This is a genomic window from Rhizobium sp. BK049 (genome assembly GCF_014193135.1).
Classification (GTDB): domain Bacteria; phylum Pseudomonadota; class Alphaproteobacteria; order Rhizobiales; family Rhizobiaceae; genus Rhizobium.
In genome coordinates this window covers 125,360-143,511 of record NZ_JACHYV010000007.1, presented here as the reverse complement: position 1 = coordinate 143,511, position 18,152 = coordinate 125,360, and the positions used below count along the sequence as shown (strand labels likewise).

General features: G+C 62.3%; 17 protein-coding genes and 1 pseudogene. 5 read left to right on the top strand and 13 right to left on the bottom strand.

What is annotated here, in order from left to right; translation table 11 throughout:
• The first annotated feature begins 95 nt into the window (after positions 1-95).
• Both FHT70_RS09910 and FHT70_RS09905 read left to right on the top strand, forming a co-directional pair.
• Positions 96-950 (top strand): helix-turn-helix domain-containing protein, encoded by an 855-nt coding sequence (locus tag FHT70_RS09910; RefSeq protein ID WP_183700636.1) that lies wholly within the window; start codon positions 96-98, stop codon positions 948-950.
• Positions 951-989: 39 nt separating this feature from the next.
• The gene (locus FHT70_RS09905; RefSeq protein WP_183700634.1) at positions 990-1,535 is read left to right on the top strand and encodes a YbhB/YbcL family Raf kinase inhibitor-like protein; all 546 of its coding nucleotides are present in this window, start codon (positions 990-992) and stop codon (positions 1,533-1,535) included.
• A 255-nt stretch (positions 1,536-1,790) separates the two neighbouring features.
• Here the strand turns inward: FHT70_RS09905 and FHT70_RS09900 are convergent, their stop codons facing one another.
• On the bottom strand, positions 1,791-2,321 hold the full coding sequence (locus FHT70_RS09900; protein ID WP_183700632.1) for a dihydrofolate reductase family protein: 531 nt from the start codon (positions 2,319-2,321) through the stop codon (positions 1,791-1,793).
• Positions 2,322-2,543: 222 nt separating this feature from the next.
• Between FHT70_RS09900 and FHT70_RS30255 the strand changes: the two are divergent.
• A pseudogene (locus tag FHT70_RS30255) lies at positions 2,544-2,703 on the top strand (AraC family transcriptional regulator); the annotation flags it as partial.
• A gap of 25 nt (positions 2,704-2,728) precedes the next feature.
• Here the strand turns inward: FHT70_RS30255 and guaA are convergent.
• The 3 genes from guaA to FHT70_RS09885 form a co-directional block, all read right to left on the bottom strand.
• Positions 2,729-4,291: a glutamine-hydrolyzing GMP synthase gene (gene guaA, locus FHT70_RS09895; protein ID WP_085776651.1), complete on the bottom strand. Its 1,563-nt coding sequence runs from the start codon at positions 4,289-4,291 to the stop codon at positions 2,729-2,731.
• A gap of 115 nt (positions 4,292-4,406) precedes the next feature.
• Complete coding sequence (locus FHT70_RS09890) at positions 4,407-5,045, bottom strand: 5'-methylthioadenosine/S-adenosylhomocysteine nucleosidase (RefSeq protein ID WP_097599507.1); 639 nt, start codon at positions 5,043-5,045, stop codon at positions 4,407-4,409.
• On the bottom strand, positions 5,042-5,491 hold the full coding sequence (locus FHT70_RS09885) for a PaaI family thioesterase (protein ID WP_085776653.1): 450 nt from the start codon (positions 5,489-5,491) through the stop codon (positions 5,042-5,044). The genes FHT70_RS09890 and FHT70_RS09885 overlap by 4 nt, the downstream gene beginning before the upstream one ends.
• Positions 5,492-5,733: 242 nt before the next feature.
• Here FHT70_RS09885 and FHT70_RS09880 point away from each other — a divergent pair, with 242 nt between their 5' ends.
• Positions 5,734-6,810, top strand: a complete 1,077-nt coding sequence (locus FHT70_RS09880) for a DUF2252 family protein (RefSeq protein WP_183700630.1) — start codon at positions 5,734-5,736, stop codon at positions 6,808-6,810.
• Here FHT70_RS09880 and FHT70_RS09875 read toward each other — a convergent pair.
• From FHT70_RS09875 to FHT70_RS09835, 9 genes are all read right to left on the bottom strand, one after another.
• A complete protein-coding gene (locus FHT70_RS09875; protein ID WP_183700628.1) occupies positions 6,792-7,889 on the bottom strand; it encodes a DUF1513 domain-containing protein in 1,098 nt (365 codons plus the stop codon). The two genes, FHT70_RS09880 and FHT70_RS09875, sit on opposite strands and share 19 nt — an antisense overlap.
• 4 nt (positions 7,890-7,893) lie before the next feature.
• Positions 7,894-8,994, bottom strand: coding sequence for an imelysin family protein (locus FHT70_RS09870; RefSeq protein ID WP_183700626.1), 1,101 nt, complete (start codon positions 8,992-8,994; stop codon positions 7,894-7,896).
• Positions 8,994-10,532 carry a di-heme oxidoredictase family protein gene (locus FHT70_RS09865; RefSeq protein WP_183700624.1) on the bottom strand — a complete coding sequence of 513 codons (1,539 nt, stop codon included), beginning with the start codon at positions 10,530-10,532 and terminating at the stop codon, positions 8,994-8,996. The genes FHT70_RS09870 and FHT70_RS09865 overlap by 1 nt, the downstream gene beginning before the upstream one ends.
• Positions 10,533-10,580: 48 nt before the next feature.
• A complete protein-coding gene (locus FHT70_RS09860) occupies positions 10,581-11,858 on the bottom strand; it encodes an imelysin family protein (protein WP_183700622.1) in 1,278 nt (425 codons plus the stop codon).
• A 195-nt stretch (positions 11,859-12,053) separates the two neighbouring features.
• Positions 12,054-13,343, bottom strand: a complete 1,290-nt coding sequence (locus FHT70_RS09855; RefSeq protein WP_183700620.1) for an RsmB/NOP family class I SAM-dependent RNA methyltransferase — start codon at positions 13,341-13,343, stop codon at positions 12,054-12,056.
• Between the two features lie 144 nt (positions 13,344-13,487).
• On the bottom strand, positions 13,488-13,850 hold the full coding sequence (locus tag FHT70_RS09850) for a septal ring lytic transglycosylase RlpA family protein (RefSeq protein ID WP_085776661.1): 363 nt from the start codon (positions 13,848-13,850) through the stop codon (positions 13,488-13,490).
• Between the two features lie 409 nt (positions 13,851-14,259).
• The gene (locus FHT70_RS09845) at positions 14,260-15,129 is read right to left on the bottom strand and encodes an SDR family oxidoreductase (RefSeq protein WP_183700618.1); all 870 of its coding nucleotides are present in this window, start codon (positions 15,127-15,129) and stop codon (positions 14,260-14,262) included.
• Positions 15,129-16,286, bottom strand: a complete 1,158-nt coding sequence (queG, locus tag FHT70_RS09840) for a tRNA epoxyqueuosine(34) reductase QueG (RefSeq protein ID WP_097599500.1) — start codon at positions 16,284-16,286, stop codon at positions 15,129-15,131. The genes FHT70_RS09845 and queG overlap by 1 nt, the downstream gene beginning before the upstream one ends.
• A 12-nt stretch (positions 16,287-16,298) precedes the next feature.
• Positions 16,299-16,991: a glutathione S-transferase family protein gene (locus tag FHT70_RS09835; protein ID WP_097599499.1), complete on the bottom strand. Its 693-nt coding sequence runs from the start codon at positions 16,989-16,991 to the stop codon at positions 16,299-16,301.
• Between the two features lie 229 nt (positions 16,992-17,220).
• On the opposite strand from FHT70_RS09835, the gene FHT70_RS09830 reads away from it, so the two are divergent.
• A complete protein-coding gene (locus FHT70_RS09830; protein ID WP_183700616.1) occupies positions 17,221-18,018 on the top strand; it encodes an undecaprenyl-diphosphate phosphatase in 798 nt (265 codons plus the stop codon).
• The last annotated feature ends 134 nt before the right edge of the window (positions 18,019-18,152 follow it).

The following is an 18,152-nucleotide window of genomic DNA, read 5'->3' as shown; positions in this document are numbered from 1 at the left end:
TTTGGTATTTCGAGCCTTCAGTTGGATGGCGAAGCGGGCGACGTCGTGCTGGCTGCTCCGGTCGCCGTTCTGACCATCCCGCTGGCGGAGAACATATGCTCGACGACGTCTTTCCCATTCCGACCAGGGCAGTGATCCGCCAGGGTGGTCGAGCCTGCTTCCATCGCCTCGTCACTACCAGCCCGCTGCTGATCCAGGTCCAGTCTGGAACGAAGATCGTCATGTCGGATGACAAGCCTTTGCGCCTCGAGGCGGGCGATTACGGTCTGTTGCCCGACTACCGGCCGTTGACGATGGAGAACATTCCCAAAGCGCCGCAGAAATATCAGACCCTGGCGCTTCCAATTCCGCGACAGCTTTTCGAGGACGCTTATGATAGGATGGGATCAGTCGCCGTGCCATCACGGCCTCTTCCGGCCAGCACCTCGAGACTGCCGGAGGAAGCTGCTGCATTGTTCGAATATTGCAGTCAGCCGGGCAATCTGGCGCGGCTTCCGGGCGCCATCGCCAAGGCCCGTCTGATGGAACTCGTCACCTGGTTCGCGCTCTGCGGGGCGGTGCTCGGCCGATGCGAAAGCCCCCGGCTTGAGGACCGGCTGAGGCAGATGATCGAAGCTGATCCGGCCGGCGCCTGGACGCTGGCGCATGCTGCGGGCTTGTTCAACATGAGCGAGGCGACGCTGCGGCGCAGGCTCTCCGCCGAGAATACAGCCTTCAGCGAGATCTTGAGCGATACCCGGATGAACCGTGCTCTGGCGCTCATTCAGACCACGACATTGCCGATGGCGCAGGTTGCGCTGGAGGTCGGTTACGATTCGCCTTCGCAATTTTCCGCGCGCTTCAAGGAGCGGTTTGGCGTCAGCCCACGCCATGTACGCAGCGGACCCGAACAATTTGAGCGGATCGGGGCAGAAATTGAGCAGAGCGGGGCAGATGCGCTGGCGCGGTGACGATAGTTTCCCGGCATCGTCAACCACAGGAGAATAGCAATGCGATTGATCACAGCAGCACTTATGGCCGCCACCGTCTTCGGCGCCACGGCCGCCCATGCCGAAATGAAGCTCACCTCGAAGGATTTAGCCGCCGGCAAGGCCATGGCCGATGCGCAGGTCTTCAACGGCTTCGGCTGCTCGGGCAAGAACATCTCGCCGGAACTGGCCTGGTCGGGCGCACCCGAGGGAACCAAGAGCTTCGCCGTCATGGCGTACGATCCGGATGCGCCCACGGGTTCCGGCTGGTGGCATTGGTCGGTGTTCAACATCCCGGCAAAGACTTCGGAGATTGCCGCTGGCGCGAGCGGTGACAAGAAGCTTCCCGCAGGCGCCGTGGAAGGCCACACAGATTTCGGCACCTCCGGATATGGCGGCGCATGCCCTCCGGCCGGCGATAAGCCGCACCGCTACCAGTTCACCGTCTACGCGCTCAAGGTGGACAAGCTCCCGCTTCCCGAGACGGCGCCGGGCGCCATGGTCGGCTTCTATGTCAGGGCCAACACGCTCGACAAGGCCTCGATCGAGGTCACTTACGGCCGCTGAGGCGGCTCTGGAGCCGCACCATCCTTGCATACCAAAGACCGGCCGTGGTGACTAAACCTCGGCCGGTCTGTGCGCTGAGGCAAGCGCAGGCGGCATCAGAGGGATTCAAGAAGCAATGTTGCGGCGTGCTTCGAGGCTACGCCTATGGGCTTCGCACCTCAGCATGAGGAGGTTGGAGGTGGCCGCGCTCATAACTGCAGGCGCGAGAGGTGCGCGCCGCCCACGATCGGACAAGTTTACTTGCGGCTCCTTGGACTAGGCAGGAACATAGGTCAGCTTGATCACATTCTCGTCGATCAGATCATGGCTCACAAGACGAAGCGGCGGCCGGGCCCCGGCGAAATAGGGTTTGCCGCGGCCAAGCACGACGGGATGCAGGTAAATGTGATATTCATCGATCAGCCCGAGTCCGGTAAGGCTTTGCGCCAAGTCTGGCCCGGCAACTTCGATCTCCCCGTCACGCTCGGCCTTTAGCGCGCGCATCACGCCCTCGAGATCATTCCCAACAAGCCTGGCGTTGGAGCCGACTGACGTCAACGAGCGCGAGACCACCCATTTCGGCTGCTTCCGCCACGCCGCTGCGAAGGCTCGTTGCTCGGCATCCCATTCGGGATGATCGTCATCCCAATAACGCATGACCTCGTACATCTGGCGGCCGTAGACGCTGCCCGCCTGCCTCTGCGCCTGCTCGACGAAGTGGCGGAAGAGGGTGGGACTTGGCCCGAAGGCCGTGTGGTCGACGTAACCGTCCAGCGACTGGTTCATCCCGAAGACGAGCTTAGCCATGCCAACTTCCTTCTTGAACGGAGTATGTGCGTGAATTCGGCTGCGTAGCGACGGGAGTAGGTTAGGCCAACTGATTTTACATTGCAATTGGTTTCTGGCTGAACTCGAACGCGTCCGAACTGATCGGGGCAGGCGCTTCATTGGGCATCGATCCGCTTACATCAGCGATGCACCAGCAGTCTCAGCCCCACTTCGTCTCGCCTTTGGCGACCTTGTGTTGGTCGACCGATCGATCAGGCAAATGGAGAAGCGATTAAGGCCGGCGAGATCCCTGGCGGACGCTGCGCGGCGACGCGCGACTTCCCCATATTCGCCAGCGGCTTGGCTTCTTGAAGTGCCGCAGCATGAGGCGCTGGCGGAGGTGCTTCTGCCGCTCAAATAGCTACCTCGGAGGGCGGCTTCTGCCCTCACTCCCACTCGATCGTGCCGGGCGGCTTCGACGTGACGTCGTAGACCACCCGGTTGATGCCGCGCACCTCGTTGATGATGCGGGTGGCGGCGCGGCCAAGGAATTCCATGTCGTAGTGGTAGAAATCCGCCGTCATGCCGTCGACCGAGGTGACGGCGCGCAGCGCACAGACGAATTCATAAGTGCGCCCGTCGCCCATCACACCGACAGTCTGGACGGGAAGCAGCACGGCGAAGGCCTGCCAGATCGCGTCGTAGAGGCCGGCCTTGCGGATTTCGTCGAGATAGATCGCATCGGCCTCGCGCAGGATCTCGAGCTTCTCGCGCGTGATGCCGCCGGGGCAGCGGATCGCGAGGCCAGGGCCGGGGAAGGGATGGCGGCCGATGAAGCTGTCGGGCAGGCCGAGCTCGCGGCCGAGCGCGCGCACCTCGTCCTTGAACAGTTCGCGCAGCGGCTCGACGAGCTGCATGTTCATGCGCTCCGGCAGGCCGCCGACATTGTGGTGCGACTTGATCGTCACCGACGGGCCGCCGGTGAAGGAAACGCTCTCGATCACGTCGGGATAGAGCGTGCCCTGGCCGAGGAAATCGGCGCCGCCGAGTTTCTTCGCCTCTTCCTCGAAGGTTTCGATGAAGAGCCGGCCAATGATCTTGCGCTTGGTTTCGGGGTCGCTGACGCCCTCGAGCTCGCCGATGAAACGGTCTGAGGCATCGACGTGCAGCAGATGCAGATTGTAGTGCTCGCGGAACATGGCGACGACATTGGCCGCCTCGTCCTTGCGCATCAGCCCGTGGTCGACGAGGATGCAGGTCAGCTGGTCGCCGACGGCCTCGTGGATCAGGAGTGCCGCGACGGAGCTGTCGACGCCACCTGAAAGCGCGCAGATGACGCGCTTGTCACCGACCTGCTTGCGGATCTCGTCGACCGCTTTTTGGCGATAGGCCGACATCGACCAGTCGCCCTTGATGCCGGCGACATTGTGAATGAAGTTGCCGATCAGCTTGGCGCCGTCGGGCGTATGCACGACCTCGGGGTGGAACTGCACGCCGTAATATTTGCGCTTCTCGTCGGCTATGAAGGCGAAGGGCGCGTTGGAAGAGGTGGCGACCACCTCGAAACCATCCGGCAGTGCCGTGACGCGGTCGCCATGGCTCATCCAGACCTGATGGCGCGAGCCGGAGGACCAGAGGCCTTCGAACAGCTGGCAATCCTTGTCGACATCCAGAAAGGCGCGGCCGAATTCACGGTGATGGCCGCTTTCGACCTTGCCGCCGAGCTGCATGCACATCGTCTGCTGACCGTAGCAGATGCCGAACACCGGCAGGCCGCTATCGAAGATGATCTGGGGCGCTCGCGGCGATCCCTCGTCCACGGTGGAAGCCGGGCTGCCGGAGAGGATCACGGCCTTCGGCTGCAGGCGCTTGAAGCCTTCTTCGGCGGATTGAAAGGGGACGATCTCGCAATAGACGCCGGCCTCGCGCACGCGCCGTGCGATGAGCTGGGTCACCTGGCTGCCGAAATCGACGATGAGAACGGAGTCGGGATGTGCTGTCTGGGTCATGGCGAGGCTTTAAAGAAAAGCGCTTCGCCTGGCAATCCGGGAAATCGCGGGCTTCGGGTTTTTATTGTTCCGATTGTCCCCGCGCCTGTGAAAGGCGCGCGGCGTGTTCGAGGCCTTAGAACCAGAAAACCCCGTCCTCCAGCGCCGTGAACAGACTGTCGACGCCGTAGGAAAGCTTGCGGTCGACGATGTGCAGATATTCTGTCCAGCCGGAGATATGCTGCAGTTCGACCGCGCCGTCGGAGATGCCGCGCAGGCCGATCAGCGGCAGCTTGTAGCCCTGGCAGGCGCGCAGCACCGCATAGGTCTCCATGTCCACCATGTCGGCGTCGATGTCGCCATAGGCGGCGCCCGAGATGACGTTGCCGCCGGTGGAAAGGCTGGCTTCGGGAATTCCGGGGATGCGCAGCGGCAGTTCGAGCGCAGCGGGCAGGTCGAGAAACGGCGTCCTACCCTTTTCGAAACCGAGCGGCGAGGCGTCCATGTCGCGATAGGAGACCGAGCTCACCTGATAGACTTCGGTCTGCTCCAGTTTCGCCGAACCGGCCGACCCGAGCGATACCACGAGATCCGGCAGGTCGTCGGCCGCATCCAGCCGTGCCAGGGTCTTGGTCAGCGCGACCGCTGCCTCGACCGGGCCAACGCCGGTCATCAGGGGTTCAATACGCGAACGCAGGAATGAGCCGTATTCGGCCTCCGCCGCCATGACGAAAAGCATGGATTTTCCTGCGACCGACTTCAGCTCGAACTTCATCCTGTAATTCCTTCTCTCCCGCGGATGACCATCATCGTTCCGGTCATGGAGGCGATGAGTTTCGCCGGCCCGTCGCTGATCGCGTAGCCTCGCCCGTCGGCGACGATAATGGTGGAGCCGGGTTTGGTGATTTCGCCGCGAAACAGGAAGCGCTCGCCACGCCCCGGCGACATGAGATTGACCTTGAACTCGATTGTCAGGATCGAGGCTTCAGGGTCGATGACGCTGTAGGCGGCAAAGCCGCAGGCCGAATCCAGCGCCGCCGAAATGATGCCCGCATGCAGGATGCCGTGCTGCTGTGTCAGTTTGACGTCGAAGGGAAGCTCGATCTCGACGACGCCGTGCTCGACGCGCGTCAGCTCCGCGCCGATCGTCTGCATCGCCGCCTGGCGCGCAAAATTGCGGCGGATTCGCGCGCGGAAATCGCCCCTGTCAGTCTCGCTCATGGCTACCCCTCTCGAAGCCGGGAAAGTGGCATGGCGGGCCGGATTCGACAAGCTGGACCTTGCCAAAATCCGCCCGGCCGACGCCGGAAACCGCAAACCGTGTCGCCGGGGCAACCTTTCGCCATGCGTCGTTGCATGAACCCGCTTCTTCAGCGCCGCCAGCCTCGTGCAATGGCGATTGCAGCTTCGCGCGGAGCGCGTATTCTCGCATCCACACTCGAAAGGATGGATGCATCAGCGGCATGATGACGATATCGCAATCTGTCCGGAATTTCGAGAACTGGCTGAGCGGCGAACTCGGCGACGATCTCGTCAAGAAGGATCTCAGGGAGAAACATAAGAAGATGCGCAGCAATGCGTTCGTCTTCCTGCGCGCCACCTATTGGCGCTGGTGCGAAACCATCCTCGGCATCTGCCAGGAACTTGCAGGCGCACCTGAAGTGCTGGCGATCGGCGACACGCATCTGGAAAATTTCGGCACCTGGCGCGATGTCGAGGGCCGGCTCGTCTGGGGCGTCAATGATTTCGACGACGCGGCGCTCATGCCTTATGCGCTCGACCTCGTTCGTCTGGCGGCAAGCGCCATCTTGGCGCGTGGCGACAATGGTCCGTCCGTCCGCAGGATCGGCGAACTGATCCTCACCGGCTATCGCCGGGGCCTTGAAAATCCGGTGCCCGTCATCCTCGAACGCGATTATAAATGGCTTCGCAAGGCATTGGTGCTGCCGAATGCCGACCGCCAGGAATTTTGGGAGAAATACGAGACCCTGCGTCCCGGCAAGAAACCGGTGCCTCCCGCCTATATCGAGGCGCTTACCGGGGCATTGCCATCCGGCACAGGTCGCTTCGTGGCCAAGCCGCATCGCGCCGGCACCGGCAGTCTCGGTCGGCCGCGTTTTGTCGCCTATAGCGAATGGCAAGGCGGGCCGGTTCTGCGCGAGGCGAAGGCGCTGGTGCCCTCGGCCTGGTCGCTTTGCCACGGGCTGCAGCATGGGACGATCAATGCAGGCAAGATTGCCGGAGGGCGGATGCGCTCGGCCGATCCCCACTATCAAGTCTCCGGGCGTATCCTCGTGCGCCGGCTCTCGCCGAACAGCCGCAAGATCGAGATCGACAAGCACCCGGAAATCCTGCTTGCGCCGACGATGCTCGAGCTGATGGGCTTCGAGATCGCCAACTGTCATTCCGACGATCCGGCAGCGGCCGCGGCGATCCTGGAGGACCTACGGGTGCGCGGGAGCGAATGGCTGCATCAAGCGGCAAGGGCTGCGGCGTCGGTGATCAGTGCCGAGCAGAAGGCCTATGCGCGCGTCGGCTGAGAGATCCGAACGATGTGCTGATCCCAGGCGACGTCGCTGCGGGTCGACAGGAAGTCGCCATCATATGAGGAGACGGCAAAGCCCTCATTTGCCGGCGCGATGCCCGCGGCATCCGCAACTGCCGTCTCGGCCAGCACCTTCCCCGTCCTCGCGTCGATCGTCACCGAGGCGCCACCTTTCGGGGAGGTGATGCCGACGAGGCCTTCGCTGCGGTTGACGGCGATCGCCCCGACGTAATTGGCAAGCCTGCGCGTCGTCTCTTCCGGCAGCTCGACGAAGGAAATATCCTCGCCCTTGGCGAAATGGCCGACGAGCGGCGGCAGGTCCTTGCGGTGGCCCTCGTACTGGCAGGCGAACCAGATGCGGCCCTCGCCGTCGAGGTCGACGTGGCGGGTCGACAGCTGCGACCATTCGGCCGGCAGCACATGTTTTTCGATCAACGCGCCCGTCGCCGCATCGATCAGGACCAGCGACGGCTGCATCGCCCGGAGATTGAGCTTGGTGCGGCCGAAGTCGGGATGGGTCTCGATGCCGCCATTGGCGACAATGAGAAGGCGTCCGTCATCGGACACGGTCATGTCGTGCGGGCCGATGCCATAGGTCTCGAATTCGCCGATGCGGGTGAAGCGGTCGGTCGCATCGTAGATGCCGATCATGCCGCGATTGCCGTCGAAATCGTTCTCGCTGGCGTAGAGAATGCGGCCATCGGGCGAGAACACGCCGTGGCCGTAGAAATGCCGGTCTTCCCGGGAGCTGACGACGATCGGCTGCCCCTTATTCCGTGGATCGAAGATCATCGCATAGGTGCCGGGCCGGCGCGCAAAGGCGACGGTCTTGCCGGTGGCGGCGCTGAAGGCCATGCCGTGAGCTCGGGCGGGAAGCGCCACCTGATCGACTATCTCGCCGCGCTCCGTCACCGTCGCGATGGCAAAGGAGCCGTCGGCTGCGCGAATGCCCGAGGCATAAACGGCGTCCGAGCGCTCCAACGCCATCAGCGATCTTGGCGTCAAGGCCGCAAGGAAGCCGATCCCTGCCGCCTTGACGAAGCTGCGTCGATCGATCGTGGTGCTTCGTATCATCGCTTCAGTCTCCGTCCGAAAAGGAAAAGCCGGCCGAAAGGCCGATGGCCGAGCCATATTCGTCGCTGATTCTGGTAATGAGCTGGCGGCTATCGGCGAGCAACGCTTCGAGTTTGGCCTTCTCGGCATCGCTCACGGCGACGTCAATGTCGGGATTGAGCTTCGGCACGCTGTCGAGCAGCGATTTGAAATCCGCGTCGATCGAGGCGGCGACCGACCGCTTGTCCGTCGGCAGAAGCTCGGCCATGCCGGCCTTCTGCCAGAGCGTGCGCAGGCCTTCCAGATTGGCGGCCATCGATTTCCAGGTGTTCTTCGAACGCCAGTAGATGGCCATGCGCGGGCGCGGCGTGGTGTCCTTGCCCTTGTAGAACTGCTCCAGCCGCTGGTCGCGGACATTCTCTGCGCCGTGGACGAGAATGCCGAGCAGCGCAGTCACGGCTTCCTTGTTGTCCATGAAATCATTGCTCTGCGGGCCCGGATGTTTCCAGCTCGCCTGCACGCCATCGGGTTTTTCCCACGCCGCGACGACTTCGCCTGCCTCACGTTGGATATTGCCGGCGACCGCGGCACCGTAAAGGCAGCGGAAGCCGCCCTTCTGCTTGACGAGATCGTCGGAGCCGTTGCCATAGAGCACATATTCCAGCGCCGTCAGGCCCTGCAGCGCCACACTCTTGCCGGCGATGGCATCGACGGTCGCGTCCTTAGGATCGGCCTTGGCGATCAGCGCTTGCACCTGCTTCAGGCCGACACCCTTGCGGTCGGGATAGAACAGGATGTGCTCGAAGAGATTGTCCTGGATGACGGGCCCTGTCTGGACGATCTCGATGATCGACCAGTAGCGGATTGTGTCGTCGAAGGCGGATTTCGCCTTGTCGAGCGCCTGTTGCGTTCCGTCGTCACAGAGATCCTTCATCGCCGTCGTCAGCCGGGCGGCCGATTGCTGCATATTGCGATAGCCGGGGCGGATCACCTCATCGACGGTGCGCTGCATGACGGCGGGAACGGCATCCTCATTCAGCCCTGCCGGAGGAGCGGCGGTCTCAGCGGCCGCCGATGTGGCGAGGCCGATCAGAGTGAGGCAGAGCAGGGGGTGCCAAAGGCGCATCAAAGTGACTCCAGGAATGTAATCAGGGCCGCCCGGTCGTCTTTCGACAGGAAGGAGAAAGCGTTGCGGGCCTTTTCAGCTTCGCCGCCATGCCAGAGAATCGCCTCGGTGACGTTTCGCGCACGGCCGTCATGCAGGAAAAAGCTGTGTCCGCTGATAGTCCGGGTCAGTCCTATACCCCATAGCGGCGGCGTGCGCCATTCACGTCCGCTTGCAAGCCCGACCTGTTGCCCGTCGGCCAGACCCTCGCCCATGTCGTGCAGGAGAAAGTCGGAATAGGGCCAGATCAGCTGGAAGGATTGCGCCTTTTCGGCTGCATCCAGGCGGGTGACGAATTTCGGCACATGGCAGGAAATGCAGCCGGTTTCGTAAAAAATCCGCTTGCCCCGCAGTGTCTCGGGAAAGCTCGCCTTGCGCCGCGCCGGCACGGCGAGATTTTCGGAATAGAAGGTCACGAGGTCGAGAACGGGGCCTGGGGCTTCTTCTGCACCCAGCCGTTTCTGCACCCCTGTCGGCATCTCAAGGCATTTTTCTTCCGGCTTGGTGCAATCGCCATGTGCATCCGGCTGGTCGGGCGTCGAGATGCCGATATCGTTGGCGAAGGCATCGGCGCTCTGATCGCGCACGGTGGCGTTTTGCGCCTTCCAGCCGAAACGACCGAGTGCGATCTTGCCGCTGCGATGGTCGCGCACGATCGCCGCCTTGCCCGAAATGCCGTCGCCGTCTGCATCATCAGGATCGGCATGGGCAAGAATGTCCGCTTCCGGAATGGCTTCGATCAGCCCAAGGCCGATCATCGCCGGCGCCACGCGCGCCGAAATGGTCGTCGCCGTGTCGAGCGGCCCATAAGCGAGGTTCGTCGCCGTATAATGCGGCCGGCGAAGCGATACTTTTTCACCGTCGCCGAGCGTCACCGTCTCCACATCATAAGTGATCGCCATCCGGCCTTCTGCGGCAATGCCGGGGACGGCAAGGTCCTGCAGTTGATGGCCATAGACCGGATCGGGAAAGTTCACGACGTCGGCATTGGCGATCGCCTTTTCTTCCTCCGGCGTGGTCGCCGCGCGTGCCAGACGCAGGAACATCGAGGTGGCGCTTGTGGCCCCCTCCGGCGGTCTGCCCCGGCCGTCATTGACATGGCAGCTCATGCAGGAGCGGGCGTTGAAGAGCGGCCCGAGGCCATCAGAGGCCTGCGTCGAGGAAGGAGCGGAAACCCAGAGCTTGCGAAAGAGCGCATTGCCGAGCTTGAAATTCTGCTCTTCCTCGAAGGGGATGTTGGCGGAAATATGCGAGAAGCTGTCTTCAGTGACGGGATCGATCGAGGTCGCGGCCCCCGCCTGCATCGCTTCATATTGCTCGGCCTTGGAAAAATCCGCCGTCGGCCGCGTGATGTCGGCGACGCGTTTGAGATCGGTCTCGGAGAGGTCGGTGCGTTTGGTTGGCAGGTCGAAACCGCCGGCGATGGCTGCGGAAAATCCGGCAAACATGGCGCAGAGCGCTGCGCTGGCGATCAATCGGCGGGCCGGGGCATGCGACATTTCAAGAGTCCGGGCCGCTCCGGCTGTCGAGGCGGCCCGCCTTTTTGCTTATTTGAAGACGGCGTTAGGATTATCCAAGCTGTCGGAACCTTCAAGCTGAACCGTGCCGAGATCGAGTGCGGCAATAACGCGCTGAATCGACTTCGTCTGGTCGATCAGCCCGTCGATGGCGGCCTGGACGACGGCATTGCCTTCCTTGTTGCCCTCGGCGATCATCTGGTCGTACTTCTCGACCGTCTCGCCGCGCTTGGCCATGGCATTCATCGCATCGAGCGTCTTGTTGAGCTTGCCTTCCAGCTCGGCATCGAGCGCCTTGTCCTTGGCGGCGACGAGGTCGTGCAGCGACGGGCCACTGAGCTTGGTGCCGTCGACGCGGGTATAGTTGCCGGTATAGGCGGCGGCGATGCCGATCGCGTCGTTGAGATGCGAATTGTAGGTATTGTCGGAGAAGCAATCATGCTCTTCTTCCGGGTCGTGCAGCAACAGGCCGAGTTTCATGCGCTCGCCGGCAAGTTCGCCATAGGAGAGCGAGCCCATGCCGGTCAGGATGGCGACAAGACCGGCCTTCGGATCGGCATCGACGTTCTTCGTCGCCACCCCGTCCGGCTTCCAGTTGTCGGTCATTTCCTGCAGGTCGGAAACAAGCAGGGTGGAGGCGGACTTCAGATATTCGGCGCGGCGGTCGCAATTGCCGTGCGTGCAGTTCTTGAGGTCGTAATCAGTGGCCGGGCGGTTGCCGGCGCCCGGACCGGTGCCGTTCAGATCCTGGCCCCACAGAAGGAATTCGATGGCGTGGTAACCGGTCGCCACATTGGCTTCGATGCCGCCGGCCTCGGCGAGCGTGCCGGAGAGGAATTCCGGCGTCAGCTTCGAGGCGTCGACATCCTTGCCGTCGATCTTGATCGTCTTGTTGGCGATGACATTGGCCACATAGAGCGAGTTTTCGTCGCTCTCGGTCCCGTAGGCGGCATCGACATAATCGATCAGGCCTTCGTCGAGAGGCCACGCATTGACCTTGCCTTCCCAGTCGTCGACGATCGGATTGCCGAAACGAAAGACTTCGGTCTGCTGGTAGGGCACGCGCGCCTTGACCCAGGCATCCCTGGCGGCCTTCAGCGTCTCATCGGTCGGCGCCTTCAGGAAGGCGTCGATGGCGGCGTCGAGCGCCTTGGCCGTCGTCAGCGAGTCCTCGTATTTGGCATGGGCCACTTCGGCATAATGTTTCACCACGGCGCTAGCGTCGGTCTCGGCCTGCGCGGGAAGGGCGAGCAGAGCGGCGGGAGCAATCGCCAGCACGGCTGCGCGGAATTTGCTGTTGAGCTTCATAATCCTCTCCTGTGACGGATATTCCGTCGGGCTCCGTCTCTTCGCGCAAAAGTAAACTGGTGTCAAACGCTCTAGTTTGGAATGATTTTAACTGGGGGCGAGCCGGAACAGCCACTCTTTCAGCTGCATCGGCCTGAAAACACCACCGTCACTTTCCCGAAATGGCGGTCCCAATCTGCGGCTCTCGCGGGGGTCTCAGCCCTTGCGCTGCATGCGGCAGAAGAAGAAGCCGTCCGTATCCATGGAAGCCGGTGTCAGCGTCACCGTCAGACCATCGGAGGAGTGCGGACGCGGCGCGTCTTTGCCGAAGAGAGCGTCCCAGGCGGGCAGGGCGCCGACGATCTCAAAATCAGCATTCCTGGCCGTAAAGCGGCGCACCTGCTCCTCGTTTTCCTGAGGCAGCACCGAGCAGGTGACATAGATCAGCTCACCGCCCGGTTTGACGAAGCCGCTTGCCTGCGCCAGCGCGTCCTGCTGCTGGGCGGTGCGTTCGTCGAGGTTCTTCGCCGTCAGCCGCCATTTCGTATCGGGGCGGCGGCGCCATGTGCCGGTGCCGGTGCAGGGCGCGTCGACCAGCACCTTGTCGCAGCGCCCGGCAAGGCCCGAAAGCCCTCTGGCGTCGTCATGCACCTGGACATTGCGCGTGCCCGCCCGCTTCAGCCGCTCGATGATCGGCGCCAGCCGTTTGCGATCGGCGTCATAGGCGTGAACCTGGCCCTTGTTTTGCATGGCGGCGGCCATGGCGAGCGTCTTGCCGCCGCCGCCGGCGCAATAATCGAGGATCTGTTCGCCATCGCGCGCCAGCACCAGATCGGCGACGATCTGCGAACCCTCGTCCTGGACTTCGAACCAGCCTTTCTGGAACGAAAGCTCGGCTGTCACGTTGGGAAGACGCGAGGCGCCTTCGCCTGCGGCAATCCGGATGCCGTAACGGGCGATCTTCGCCGCATGCGCGCCGGCTCTTTCGAGCGCCTTGACCGCCTTGTCGCGCGAAGCCTTTAAAATGTTGGCGCGCAGATCGAGCGTCGGGCGGGCGGCGAGCGCCTGTGCTTCGGCGAGCCAGCCCGTGCCGAAAGACTGTTCGAAGGAGGATTGAACCCATTCGGGAATATCGCCGCGGATATGCGGCGGCGCGTCTTCGAGCAAGCGGCTGCTAAAGGCGGCAAGGGCTTCGGGTGAAAGTGGCGCCGGCGCGAATTTGTCGTCGGCCAGCTCGGCGGCAAGGCTTTCGGGCGTGAAACCCCATTGACGGAACATGACGGCGTGGGCAATGGCCGCAGCGCTGTCGTCATCCATCAGCCAGGCATGCGAAAGCCGCATGCGCAAGGCGTCGTAGACGATGTTGCCGATCGCGGCACGATCGCCGGAACCGGCGAAGCGATGGGCAAGGCCCCAGTCCTTGAGTGCGTCGGCGACGGGTCGCTTGCGGGCATCGATGTCCGCGAGCACAGAAATCGCCCCTTCGAGGCGGCCGCCCAGACGCATTCACATATCTCCTGTTGCCGTACCGTGCGAACGATCCGCACCCAGAGGTCGGGCGGATTGTTTACAGGTTTCGATCGCGTGGTAACCGCGATTGGCGGCAAGAGCAAGCGCCGCTGACAGTGCAGCCGGTTGCAAGCTCCGGACTTAGCTGATCACTTGGTAGCAGACCTTCGCCGTGCCGGAGCTCACCATGCCGATATTCTGTGCGGCGGCGCGCGACAGATCGAGCACACGGCCGCGGATGAACGGGCCGCGATCATTGATGCGGACGACGACGGTGCGGCCATTGTTGCGGTTGGTGACCTTGACCTTGGTGCCGAATGCGAGCGAACGATGCGCGGCAGTCAAGACGGCGGGGTTCATACGTTCTCCGGAAGCAGTTTTGGAGTGAAGAGCGTACCACGAAGCACCGCCACAGCCATTTGCAGCAAAACCTTCCGCCGGAAGCATGGAAGAGCAGGCTGCAATAGTTGCGGCAGCGATAATAGAACGGCTGATTTTCTTCAAAACGGAGTATCCCTCAACTATTGAACTCGACGCCCTGGCAGGCGGCGGGGCTTAAATCCGCCGAAAAATGGCAAAAAAGTGCCGCATGCGATCACGGAATATTACAGTCTGTAATATTTGCCAGGCCGTTGATAAAAAATGAGAATTTGCCGCGCATGGCGATATAAGAAAAAAACGCAATGAAATCAGCCAAAATTCAAATGATTTTTCCGGGGAAGCCCTAAACTTCGCGGCCCTCACAAAAATCACGGAATATTTTTTCTGACTTCGCCATATTTCCCGCCACATTTGCGCAAATTCAAAGGCTGTTAACCATGATATGCGGCGAGAATTGTTCTGCCAACTGTGCAAAGTAGGAATTTCCTACTCAATTTGGGTGATAACCCCGGTCACCTCAAGCGGCCCGGACTTACCCGCGCCAGCGCCCGTCCTGCCACAATTGAGCAAGCGACATCGGATAGTTCGGGAAGGAAAATCGGAAACCGGCCGCCTTCAGTTTCGCATTGGAAATCCGCTTGTTCTCGCCGTAGAAAGAACGCGCCATCGGCGTCAGTTCGGCGGTTTCGAAAGCCTGTTCCGGAGGCGGCTCGACGCCCATCAGCCGTGCCGCCTCGACGATCACATCCTGCGGCGGCCCAGGCTGGTCGTCGGTGACATTATAGATGCCGCCGAGCCCGCGCTCCGACAGGAAGCGCGCCGCCGCGCCGATATCCTCGACGCGGATGCGGTTGAAGACCTGGTCCTTCTTGATCAGCCGCCGCGCCGTGCCTTTTTCTAGGTTGCAGAAGGCATTGCGGCCCGGCCCGTAAATCCCGGAAAGCCGCAGCACGGCCGCCGGCACGCCGCGCCTCGCGCCCATTGCCAGCCAGCCCTCTTCCGCCTCGAGCCGCTCCTTCGACCGTCCGGAGACGGGCACGCAAGGTGTTTCCTCGTCGACCCATGCGCCCTTGTGATCGCCATAGACGCCGACGGTGGAGAGATAGCCGATCCATTCAAGCCTCGGCAGCAGGCTCGCGCCGTCCTTATCGAGCAGCCGCAGCAGCGGGTCAGCCTTTCCGGGCGCGATCGACTGCACGAGATGGGTGACATCGGCCAAAGCCCGGACGAGCTGCTCTTCCAAGGTTTCGCCATCGAACAGGAATGCCTCGATGCCGGCGCGGCGCAGCGCTTCCATCTTCTCTGCCGAACGGGTCGTTCCGGACACGCGCATGCCGTCGCCGGCGAAGGCCTTGGCGATCGCCGTACCGGAAAAACCGCAGCCGAAGATCATCACATGCATCAGCCCACTCCTGCCAGGCGCCATTCGTTCAGGACATTATCGTCGCTCTCATCAGCCCTTTTTGCGGCAAAGGCCGAGAATTCGTCAGCCTTCATCAGCCTTGAAAGCGCCCAGACTGTCATCCCCCGCACCACCGGCGAGGCGTCGTCGGCGAGCAGGCGGCATTGCGGGATGAGCGCCCTCTCGCGGGAATTGCCGGCAGCGATCAGCACGTTGCGGATGAAACGGTCGCGGCCGATCCGCTTGACCGGCGAGCCGCTGAAAAAGGAGCGGAAGGCGGCGTCGTCGAGCGTCAGCAGAAAGGCGATCGACGGCTCCTTCAGCTCTTCGCGCGCCTGCAGCTTCATTTCGGAGGCGGAGCTTGCGAACTTGTTCCAGGGGCAGGCGGCGAGACAGTCGTCGCAGCCATAGATGCGGTTGCCGATCAGCACCCGCAGGTCGGGGTCGATCGGCCCCTTGTGTTCGATGGTGAGATAGGAGATGCAGCGCCGCGCGTCGATCTGGTAAGGCGCCGGAAAGGCGGCGGTCGGACAGATGTCGAGACAGGCGCGGCAGGAGCCGCAATGATCGATTTCCGGCGCGTCGACGGCAAGATCGGCGGTGGTGAACATCGTGCCGAGGAACAGCCACGAACCATGCGTGCGGCTGACGAGATTGGTGTGTTTCCCCTGCCAGCCGATACCGGCCGCCGCCGCCAACGGCTTTTCCATGACCGGCGCGGTATCGACAAACACCTTCACATCGGCGCCGGCCCGCGCCGCAAAGCGGGTGGCGATCTCCTTCAACCGGCCCTTGATGAGGTCGTGATAATCGCGGTTGCGGGCATAGACGGAGATCGCCGCTTTGTCGGGCTTGTCGAGGATGCCGCGCGGATCTTCTTCCGGGGCGTAGTTAAGGCCGAAGACGACGACGGATCGCACCTCGCTCCAGAGGGTCAGCGGATCGCCGCGCCGCTCGCGCGTCTCCGCCATCCACTCCATCGTCCCGTGCCGGCCGGCATCGATGAACTCACCGAGACGCCGTTTGGCTTCGGGGATCGCGTCAGGGCGCGTGATGCGGCAGAGATCGAAGCCCTTCGCGACCGATTCCGCCCGAACGAAGTCGGTCAAATTGTCGCGGCGCCGCCGCTCTTTGTCGTCTCTATAAGCTTCGGGCATGAAGAGCCCTCGTCAGAAATCCAGATCGGCATAGTGTGAAACGGGGGTCAGGCCGCGCACGCGCTCGGTGAGCATCGGCCGGAAGGAGGGACGCGATTTCAGCCGCTGATACCACTCCTTGACGACGGGGGCTTCGGCCCACTCGATCTCGCCGAGATAATCGAGGATCGAGATGGAGGCGGCGGCGGCAAGATCGGCATAGCTCATCCGCTCTCCCGCCAGCCATTGGCGCGAGCCGGCAAGCCAGGTGAGATAACGCATATGCTGGCGGATATTCGCGCGGGCCGTGCGCAAAATCTTCGAATCCGGCGCTCCGCCGCCCTGATCGGCGGTCATCTGCAACTTGTAGACACGCTCACGTGCGAGCGGCTTCGTCACGTCGTTCTCCATCTTCTGCATGAACCATTCGGTCAGCCGGCGGATTTCCGCCCGCTGGAAAGGGTCTTCGGCGAGCAGTCGCCGGTCGCGTTTCAACACCCCGTGCGTCTCGTCCAGATATTCGGAAATGACGGTGGCGCCGCAGAGCGCCCGCATGCTGTCGTCGACATAGACCGGCAGCGTGCCGGCCGGATTGAGCGCCAGGAAATCCCGGCGCTTCTCCCATGTCTGCTCCTCGATCAGATCCGCCTGATAGCCGTATTCCGCCAGGATCAGCCGGACGAAGCGGGATGCGGATGACATGGGATGATGATAAAGCGTGGGCATCGATACTCGGGCTTTGTGATTGCTGTTACAGGACTGTGTGGCAGCTCGTTTATAGCGCCTTAGTCGTGACTCATTGGTTGAAGCTATAGGAGCTTGGCCCCGCCAATACAAGCGAATCGGATTTTACCCCATCTGACGATGGCAAAACACGGTCTAACGAACGAATGGAAACGGCAGCCTGATCGACCCAAGCGATCAGGCCGACCGAACTTTAAACCGGAGACAATGTATGGATTATATCAGTGCCGCAATTCTCGGTGTCATAGAGGGGATCACCGAATTTCTGCCGATCTCGAGCACCGGCCACCTGATCATTGCCGAGCAATGGCTCGGACACCGCTCGGACATGTTCAATATCGTCATTCAGGCGGGCGCCATCCTCGCCGTCACCATTATCTACTGGCGCCGCCTGCTGGATCTGGTGCTCGGCTGGCGCGAGCCTGAGAATCGGGACTATGCCGCCAAGCTGATCGTCGCATTTCTCATCACCGCAATTCTCGGCCTCGTCGTCAAGAAGCTCGGCTTCGAACTGCCCGAGACCGCGACGCCGATCGCCTGGGCGCTCATCATCGGCGGCATCTGGATGATCTTTGCCGAATGGGCCGCCGCGCGCCGGCCGCCGCATAAAAAAATCACCTGGCTTGTCGCCATCCTGGTCGGCATCGCCCAGATCGTTGCCGGCGTCTTTCCGGGCACGTCACGCTCCGGCGCCACCATTTTCGTCGCCTTGCTGGCCGGCACCGGCAATCGCGCCGCGGCGACCGAATTTGCCTTTCTCGTCGGCATTCCCACAATGTATGCCGCAAGCGGCTATGAACTGCTGAAGACCTTCAAGGACGGCGGCGCGGCAGGTGAAGACTGGACGGCGCTCGCCATCGCCTTCGTGGTCTCCACGATCATCGCTTTCATCGCCGTCAAATGGCTGCTCGCCTATATAAGGAGCAACCGCTTCACGCTGTTTGCCATCTACCGCATCATTCTCGGTGTCTTGCTGCTCGGCATGGCCGCGACCGGCTTGATCGCCTGAGCAACCTGCAACTGCATTCGCGCAACTCCCGGCGCGAATGCATTGCCCTGTCGGAATTTGGCGCACGATACCCGCTCGCCGGCAAGCGTCGAGTTTTCAGAACATCTTGAGAGGAAGGACGCTCGTCGCCGCTT